Raw genomic sequence first — 8,245 nt, forward strand, 5'->3', positions numbered from 1 at the left:
GGTCACTTGCCGCTTCGCATCCTTCAACCGCTTCCCGTTTTTTCGATCATGACGCAAGCCACGACGCCTTCCGCCGATACCGACGACCTCGTCTACACGGTCGTCATCAACGACGAAGAACAGTATTCGATCTGGCCGACGTTCCGGCCCGTGCCGGCCGGCTGGCGCGAGGTCGGCGTGCGCGGCCCGAAAGCCGACTGCCTCGCGCACATCGAGACCGTCTGGACCGACATGCGCCCCGCGAGCCTGCGCCGCGCGATGGACGGCGAGCGCGCGACGCGCACGTCGTGACCCGCCGCGCCGCGATCCGGCGCGTCACCTGAAGAGGACGTTGCATGACCCTGCTTTCGTTGCCGACGCTCGACGACCTGCGTATCGAGCCCGGGCTGCCCACCGTCGTGTCGCCGCGCAGCGCCGACGGCATTTCGATCGACGAGATCGCGCCGCTCGCGCAGGCGATCGCGGCCGACACGCTCGAACGGGCGGGCGGTGTGCTGTTCACGGGCTTTCACGTGCCGTCGATCGATGCGTTCCAGCGGTTCGCGGCATCGTTCGGGGATCCGCTGATCGGCTATGAATACGCGTCGACGCCGCGCAGCCAGGTCGAGGGCGCCGTCTACACGTCCACCGAATACCCGCCGCACCGCGCGATTCCGCTGCACAACGAGCAGTCGTATACGCGCGAGTGGCCGCTGCGGATCTGGTTTCATTGCGCGCTCGCGGCGCCGAAGGGCGGGGCGACGCCGATCGCGGACAGCCGCGCCGTCTATCGCGCGCTCGATCCGGCGCTCATCGCGCGCTTCGAGCAGCGCGAACTGCTGTACGTGCGCAATTTCGGCCAGGGGCTCGACCTTCCGTGGCAGCAATCGTTCGGCACCGACGTGCCGGCCGAGGTCGAGCGGATGTGCGCGGCACGCGGGATCGAATGCGCATGGCGTACCGACGACGACGGCGAACTGCTGCTGCGCACGCGCGAACGCTGCCAGGCCGTCGCGCGCCATCCGCGCACGGGCGAGCGCGTGTGGTTCAACCAGGCGAACCTGTTTCACCTGTCCGCGCTCGACGACGACATGCAGGAAGCGCTCGTCGACGCGGTCGGGCTCGAGAACGTGCCGCGCAACGTGTACTACGGCGACGGCGCGCCGCTGGAGGCCGACGCGCTCGCGGAGATCCGCGGCGTGCTCGACCGCCAGCGCATCGTGTTCCCGTGGCGGACGGGCGACGTGCTGATGCTCGACAACATGCTGACCGCGCACGCGCGTGACCCGTTCGAGGGGCCGCGCAAGGTGGTCGTCGCGATGGCGCAGAGTTACACGGTCCCGCGCGCGACCGAACGGAGGACCGATGACGCGTAGTACCGCCGCGCTGGCCGCGCGCGGGCTGAGCGTGGGTTATCGCGACCATGTCGTGATCGACGGGCTGGACCTGTCGATCGCGGCCGGCCGCGTCACGGCGCTGTGCGGCCCGAACGGCTGCGGCAAGAGCACGCTGCTGCGCACGCTCGCGGGCCTGCAGCCCGCGCGTGCGGGCCAGGTCGACGTGAACGGCAAGCCGCTCGCGTCGTTTCGCCGCCGCGCGCTCGCGCGCGAGCTCACGATGCTCGCGCAGTTCAACCAGATTCCGTCGGGCCTGACGGTGCGCGAGCTCGTCGCGTACGGGCGCTACGCGTACGGCGGCTTCCTGCGCGGGCTGTCGCGCGCCGATCATGCGGCGATCGACGAGGCGCTCGACACGAGCGGCCTCGCCGGCGACGCCGGGCGCGACGTCGGCGCGCTGTCGGGCGGCGAGCGGCAGCGCGCGTGGATCGCGATGGCGCTCGCACAGCAGGCGCCGATCGTCCTGCTCGACGAGCCGACGACCTATCTCGACATCCATCACCAGCTCGACATCCTCGACGCGCTGCGCACGCTGAACCGCGCGCGCGGGCTGACGATCGTGTGGGTCCTGCACGACCTGAACCAGGCGGCGGCGTACAGCGACGAGATCGTGCTGATGCGTGCCGGCCGCCTCGTCGCGCAGGGCTCGCCCGACGCGATGCTGGAGCCGGCGCGGCTGCGCGCGGCGTTCGGCGTCGACATGCTGAAGCTCGCGCATCCGCAGACGGGCGCGCCGATGTGCGTGCCGGCCTACGGGCCGCCGGCATCCGGCACGCCGGACGCGTTCGATCGCACAGTCCAGCGGGATATCGCCGTATGACGACGTTCGCGATGCGCAAGCGGCTCGCCGCGAGCGGGCAGGGCGCCCACGGTGCGGTAGCCGGCCGCCGCGCCGGCGCGCTCGCGCTCGGCCTCGTTGCACTGATCGCCGTGCTGGCGGCGCTGCGCGTCGCACCCGACCTGCGCGTGTGGTGGAACGCCGTGCCGGGCAGCGACGCGGCCGCGCTCGCGGGCGTGTTCCTGTTCGATCTCAACCTGCCGCGCGTCGCGGCCGCGCTCGTCGCGGGCGGCTGCCTCGGCATCGCGGGCGCGCTGTTCCAGTCGCTCACGCGCAACCCGCTCGCGTCCCCCGACCTGCTCGGCGTGACGGGCGGCGCCCAGCTCGGCCTGCTCGCGGCGATGCTGGTGCCGGCGCTCGCCGGGGTCGCATCGGTGCCGCTGCTGTTCGTCTGCGGGCTGGTCGCCGCCGCGTGCGCGATCGTCGCGGCCGGCGGCTGGCGCGCGACGCCGCTGCGGCTCGTGCTCGCGGGCAGTGTCTGCATGCTGCTGTTCGCGGCGCTGTCGACGCTCGTGCTCGCGTTCTTCGAGCAGAACATCGCGGGCGCCGCGCTGTGGACCAACGGCAGTCTCTATCAGCCGGGCGCGACCGGGCTCGCGCTCGCCGCGCGCTGGCTCGTCGTGCCGCTGCTGGCGCTGCCGTTCGTGATCCGGCCGCTGAATCCGCTCGCGCTCGGTGACGAGGCGGCGGCCGCGGCCGGCGTGCGTGTCGACGCGACGCGGCTCGCGGCGACGATCGTCGCCGTCGCGTTCACGAGCGTGGCCGTCAGCATCGCGGGTCCGCTGTCGTATGTCGGGCTGGTCGCGCCGAATCTGCTGCGCCAGGTGCGCGGCGCACGCGCGGCGCGGCTCGGCGTGCTGGTGCCGCTGTCGGCGCTCGCGGGCGGTGCGCTCGTGCTCGTCACCGACAGCGCGGTGCTCGCGTCGGGCCTCGACGCGACGCTGTCGACCGGCGTCGCGATCGCGCTCGTCGGCACGCCGCTGATGCTCGCGATGATCCGGCGCGGCGCCGCGTGGTCGGGCGTGCTGCACGCACAAGCCGAACGCGCGGCTGGCGGCGGGGCGAAGCGCATGGTCGGGTGGCTCGAACGGCTCGGCTGGCCGCTGCGCACCGCGCTGTTCGTCGCGGCCGGCGCGCTCGTCGTGTTCGTCGGCGTGTCGGCCGGCCCCGAATGGCTGTCGCCGGCACGCTGGTCCGCCGCGCTGTCGGGTCACGATGCCGTCGCGCGGATGCTGATCGACCTGCGCATGCCGCGGCTGCTGTGTGCGCTCCTAGCGGGTGCGCTGCTGGCGGTGAGCGGGGTCGCGATGCAGAGCGTCGTGCGCAACCCGCTCGCCGGCCCCGAAGTGCTCGGCGTCACGCAGGGCGCGGGGCTCGTCACGCTGTTCGCGTTGTCGACGTGGCCGCTGATGGGGCACGTGACGCTCGCGGCGGCCGCGTTGAGCGGCGGTGCGGCGTCGCTCGCGATCACGCTCGTGCTGAATCACCGGCATCGTTACGCACCGCTCGCGGTCGCGCTGACCGGCATCGCGATCGGCGCGCTGTGGACCACGCTCGCGCAATGGCTGATCACGCAGCAAAGCGTGCAGCCCGCGCGCTTCGTCGTCTGGCTCGTCGGCGGCACCTACGGCCGCAGCTGGGGCGAGGTGTCGATGCTGCTGCCGTGGTGCGTGCTGGCGCTGCCGGTATTCGCATGGCTCGCGCGGCCGCTCGACATGCTCGCGCTCGGCGACGAGCAGGCGGCCGCGCTCGGCCTGCCGGTCGCCGCGCTGCGGCCGCTCGCGCTGACGATCGCGACGCTCGCCGCCTGCGCGGCCGTCGCGGCGGTCGGCCCGGTCGGCTTCATCGGGCTGATGGCGCCGCACGTCGCGACGATGCTCGGCGCGAGCCGGCATCGCACACGGCTGTGGCTCGCGGCCGCATGCGGCGCGCTGATTCTCGGCCTCGCCGATCTGGCCGCCCGCACGGTCGTCGCGCCGCGCGAAGTGCCGGCCGGCGTGCTGACCGCGCTGATCGGCGCGCCTTACCTGCTCGGGTTGCTGATCCTCGAGGGGCGCCGCGCCCGGCGCGCGGTGCGATGACGCCGGCGCTCGACGGCGCACGCGCCACGCGATTCTCCGCGTTCGCGCCCGAACCGTTCGCCGCGCATCTCGACGCCGTGTGGCTCGGGATGCCCGACGACACGCACGCGCCGGGCCGGATCGTCGTGCCGGTCAGCGCGCTGCCCGAGCATCGCGATGCGGTGCTCGACGCGATGGTCCGCCACTACGGCGGCGATCCGGCGCTGCATGCGCGCGCGCTGGTGTCGCAATGGAGCAAGTACTACTTCGGCCGCGCGGCGCCCGCCGGCGTGGTCGCCGCGCTGACGCTCGGGCGGCCGCTCGACATGGCGCCGGAGCGCACCTTCGTCGCGCTCGACGACGGGATGCCGGCCGCGCTGTATGTCGCGCCGGACGCGCTCGGCGCGCCGTGCGACGAACCTGCGCCGCGCTATGCGGGACTCGTCGCGCATCTCGGCGCGGTGATCGACGTGCTCGCGGCGATGGGCCGCGTCACGCCGCGCGTGCTGTGGAGCAATGCGGGCAACCTGCTCGACTATCTGCTCGACACGTACCGCGCGCTGCCGTGCGCGGCCGATCCCGTTCGCGATGCCGACTGGCTGTTCGGCGCGTCGTGCGTCGCCGGCGAGCCGAATCCGCTGCGCATGCCGGTGCGCGACGCCGTGCCGCGCTCGCCGCTGCTGCCGACGCCGTTTCGCGCGCGCCGCGTGTGCTGCCTGCGCTATGAAATTCCTGGAGAAACGCAACTGTGTGGAAGCTGCCCGCTGCTATTGACGATGGACGACGCGGCGCTGGCCGGGCAGGATGCGATCCGGTGATGCCGGTACCGCATGCCGGCCGCCGCCATGCGCTCGCGGCACTGGCCGCGCTCGGCGCCGCGTGCTGCGGTGCGCCGGCCGCCGCGATCGCGGACGGCGCGCGCGCCGGGCAGGGCGGCATGCCGTCGCAACCGGAACGCTCGCTCGCCGCCAACCCCGTCGTGTCGCAGGCGAGCGCGACGATGCCGCTGCGGCCGCAGCGCGTGGTCGCGCTCGACTTCATGTTCGCGGAAAGCGTGATCGCGCTCGACCTCGTGCCGGTCGGCATGGCCGATACCGCGTTTTATCCGGGCTGGCTCGGCTACCAGAGCGACCGGCTCGCGCACGTGACCGACATCGGTTCGCGGCAGGAGCCGGGGCTCGAGGCGATTGCCGCGGTGAAGCCCGACCTGATCATCGGCGTCGGCTTCCGGCATGCGCCGATCTTCGCCGCGCTCGACCGGATCGCGCCGACGATCCTGTTCCAGTTCAGCCCGAACGTGTCGGAAGACGGTGTGCCCGTCACGCAGCTCGACTGGATGCGCCAGATCTTCCGGACGATCGGTCGCGTGACCGGGCGCGAGGCGCGCGCGCAGGCGGTCGAAGCGCAACTCGACGCAGGGATCGCGCGCAATGCGGCTCGGCTCGCGGCCGCGGGCCGCGGCGGCGAACGCATCGCACTGCTGCAGGATCTCGGGCTGCCCGACCGCTACTGGGCCTATACGGGCAACAGCACGTCGGCCGGCCTCGCGCGCGCGCTCGGGCTCGATCCGTGGCCGAAGAAGCCGACGCGGGAAGGCACGCTTTACGTGACGTCCGCCGATCTGCTCCGGCAACGCGATCTCGCCGTGCTGTTCGTCACCGCGACGGGGATGGACGTGCCGCTGTCGTCGAAACTCGATTCGCCGGTGTGGCGTTTCGTGCCCGCGCTGCGCGAGCGCAGGATCGCGCTCGTCGAACGGAACATCTGGGGATTCGGCGGGCCGATGTCGGCGCTGAAGCTGGCCGACGTGATGACCGATACGATGCTGAAGCTGCCGGCCGTGCGCTGAACGCGCGGCGGGTCGTCGGCAGGTGGGGCGGCGTGGTCGCGAATTGCATGGTCTCGCGCGTGTTGCGCGAATGCCTATTCCGCTGTATTACGTCGGCGTCGTAAACAACTACGTACACCGAACGATATATTTCCGGTGCTTCCGGTGCTTCCGGTGCTTCCGGTGCTTCCGGTGCTTCCGGTGCTTCCGGTGCTTCCCGACGCTCACCATCCTTCGAACCTGAAACCGCCTGCGTGCAGCATCCGCTGCGCGCAGGCGGCCGGTGTTTGACGATACTTACGCGCTCAGCGCATCCGCACCATCGCGTGCGCGTGACCGCGCGGGCGTCGTATCGCTGACGATCTGCCCGTTGTCGAGCTTCAGCAGGCGATCGGCGAGACCGAAATAGCGGTCGTCGTGCGTGATCACGATCACGGCCTTGCCGCGCGCGCGCAGCTCGGGCAGCATCTGTTCGTAGAACACCGCCTTGAACGACGGATCCTGGTCGGCCGCCCATTCGTCGAACAGGTAGAACGGCCGGTCCTCCAGGTACGCGACGACGAGCGCGAGCCGCTTGCGTTGCCCGGTCGACAGCGCGCGGTTCGAGAACGCGCCGTCGACGACCTTCACCTTGTGATCGAGCGCGAGCTTCGCGACCAGCGCGTTCGCGCGCGCATCGGCCTGCGCCCGCGCCGGATCGTCGGGATCGACGATGCCGAGCAGCGCATCGAACAGGTGGAAGTCGTTGAACACCGCGCTGAAACGCTGCCGGTACGCGGCGCGCTCGCGCCAGCCGATCGGGCGGCCGTCGACCTCGATCGTGCCTTCCTCCGGCTCGTAGAGCCCCGTCAGCACCTTCGCGAGCGTCGTCTTGCCGCTGCCGTTGCCGCCGACGATGAACACGAGCTCGCCCGGCCGGATCGTCAGGTCGATCGGCCCGATGCGGAACATCCGTTCGTCGCGCTCGTGGAAATACGCGTGCGTGACGCCGCGCAGCGTGACGGCGCCTGCCGGCGGCACGTCGGGTGCGTCGCTGGCGGGCGGCACCGTGCGCAGCGCGCCGAATTCGGCCATTACGCCTTCGATGCGCCCGAGCGACACGCGCGCGGCGTTGACGGTCGGCAGGTTGTTCAGCAGACCGTCGAGCGGCACCAGCATGAACAGGAACACGACGACGTAGCCGGCCGCCGTGCCCGCATCGGCATGCACGCCGAGCTGCGGCCAGAACGCGGCCGCGCCGAGGAACACGTAGAACAGGAAGATGATCCAGCCGACGCCGACCGCATACGCGCTGAACGCGCGGCGGCGGTGGTCGCGCACCTCGCCGATCGCGGCGCCGAGCTGGCCGTCGACGAACTGGCGCGCGCGCGCGTCGTGCAGCTTCAGTTCCTTCGCGCCGGAGAACAGCGAGCCGAGATAGCCGAACAGGCGGTCCTGCGCGTGGCCGGCCGCCTCCAGAGACGCGATCGCGCGGCGATCGCCGGTGTGATAGCCGAGCGAGCCGGCGACGATCGCGGTCAGCGCGAGCACGCACACGGGCCACGACAGCCACGCGAGATAGCCGAGGCAGCCGAACACGATCGAGCCGTGCATCACCAGGTTCGGCAGCGCGAAGAACAGCATCGACACGTTGGTCGCGTCGTCGGTCAGCACCGACTGCACGGGCGCCGCGCCGATCCGCTCGATGTCGCGCAGCTCGGCCGCGCCGACGCGCCGCGCGAGATGCACGCGCAGCCGCGCCATCGTGTCCTGCGACAACCGGGCGAACAGCGTGCCCGACACGATCCGCGTGACGAGCGCGATCACCGCGCACAGCGCGAAGCGCCACGCGAGCGCCGCGTCGGCCGCGCCGGGCGTCGCGAGCGCGCGGTTCAGCGTCGCGACGAGCAGCACGCTCGCGACGCCGTTGAGCACGCAGGCGACGAGCGCGAGCGCGAGCGACGCGCGGCTTTCGCGCAGCAACGCGAGGATCAGGCGGGCCGCGGGGCGGCCGGGGGAGGCGTCGAGGGACGGCGGGGAAGAAGGCTCGTGGGCAGCGGTCATCGGCAACGTCGGTAAATGAAGGGCAGGCAAACCCTGCGGAAACGGCAAGACTGATGCGAAAGCGGCGCGCGGGGCGGGCCCGGTTGCGACTTTCCTCCCT

At 72.0% G+C, this 8,245-nt stretch carries 7 protein-coding genes; 6 read left to right on the forward strand and 1 reads right to left on the reverse strand.

The window, feature by feature from the left end:
* Window positions 1-48: 48 nt before the first annotated feature.
* Genes U4Z64_RS24030 through U4Z64_RS24055 form a run of 6 tightly spaced genes read left to right on the forward strand, consistent with a single transcriptional unit; the run spans window position 49 to window position 6,123 of the window.
* A complete protein-coding gene (locus U4Z64_RS24030; RefSeq protein ID WP_044843583.1) occupies window positions 49-291 on the forward strand; it encodes an MbtH family protein in 243 nt (80 codons plus the stop codon).
* Between the two features lie 44 nt (window positions 292-335).
* Window positions 336-1,355, forward strand: a complete 1,020-nt coding sequence (locus U4Z64_RS24035; RefSeq protein WP_321821276.1) for a TauD/TfdA family dioxygenase — start codon at window positions 336-338, stop codon at window positions 1,353-1,355.
* Window positions 1,345-2,196, forward strand: a complete 852-nt coding sequence (locus tag U4Z64_RS24040) for an ABC transporter ATP-binding protein (RefSeq protein WP_321821277.1) — start codon at window positions 1,345-1,347, stop codon at window positions 2,194-2,196. The genes U4Z64_RS24035 and U4Z64_RS24040 overlap by 11 nt, the downstream gene beginning before the upstream one ends.
* The gene (fhuB, locus tag U4Z64_RS24045; RefSeq protein WP_321821278.1) at window positions 2,193-4,295 is read left to right on the forward strand and encodes a Fe(3+)-hydroxamate ABC transporter permease FhuB; all 2,103 of its coding nucleotides are present in this window, start codon (window positions 2,193-2,195) and stop codon (window positions 4,293-4,295) included. The genes U4Z64_RS24040 and fhuB overlap by 4 nt, the downstream gene beginning before the upstream one ends.
* Window positions 4,292-5,092, forward strand: coding sequence for a siderophore-iron reductase FhuF (gene fhuF, locus U4Z64_RS24050; RefSeq protein WP_321821279.1), 801 nt, complete (start codon window positions 4,292-4,294; stop codon window positions 5,090-5,092). Before fhuB ends, fhuF begins: the two co-directional genes overlap by 4 nt.
* The gene (locus tag U4Z64_RS24055; RefSeq protein WP_321810025.1) at window positions 5,092-6,123 is read left to right on the forward strand and encodes an iron-siderophore ABC transporter substrate-binding protein; all 1,032 of its coding nucleotides are present in this window, start codon (window positions 5,092-5,094) and stop codon (window positions 6,121-6,123) included. The genes fhuF and U4Z64_RS24055 overlap by 1 nt, the downstream gene beginning before the upstream one ends.
* 276 nt (window positions 6,124-6,399) lie before the next feature.
* Here the strand turns inward: U4Z64_RS24055 and U4Z64_RS24060 are convergent, their stop codons facing one another.
* On the reverse strand, window positions 6,400-8,145 hold the full coding sequence (locus U4Z64_RS24060) for a cyclic peptide export ABC transporter (RefSeq protein WP_321821280.1): 1,746 nt from the start codon (window positions 8,143-8,145) through the stop codon (window positions 6,400-6,402).
* Between the last annotated feature and the right edge of the window lie 100 nt (window positions 8,146-8,245).

The organism is Burkholderia sp. BCC1996 (assembly GCF_905339955.1).
Taxonomy (GTDB): domain Bacteria; phylum Pseudomonadota; class Gammaproteobacteria; order Burkholderiales; family Burkholderiaceae; genus Burkholderia.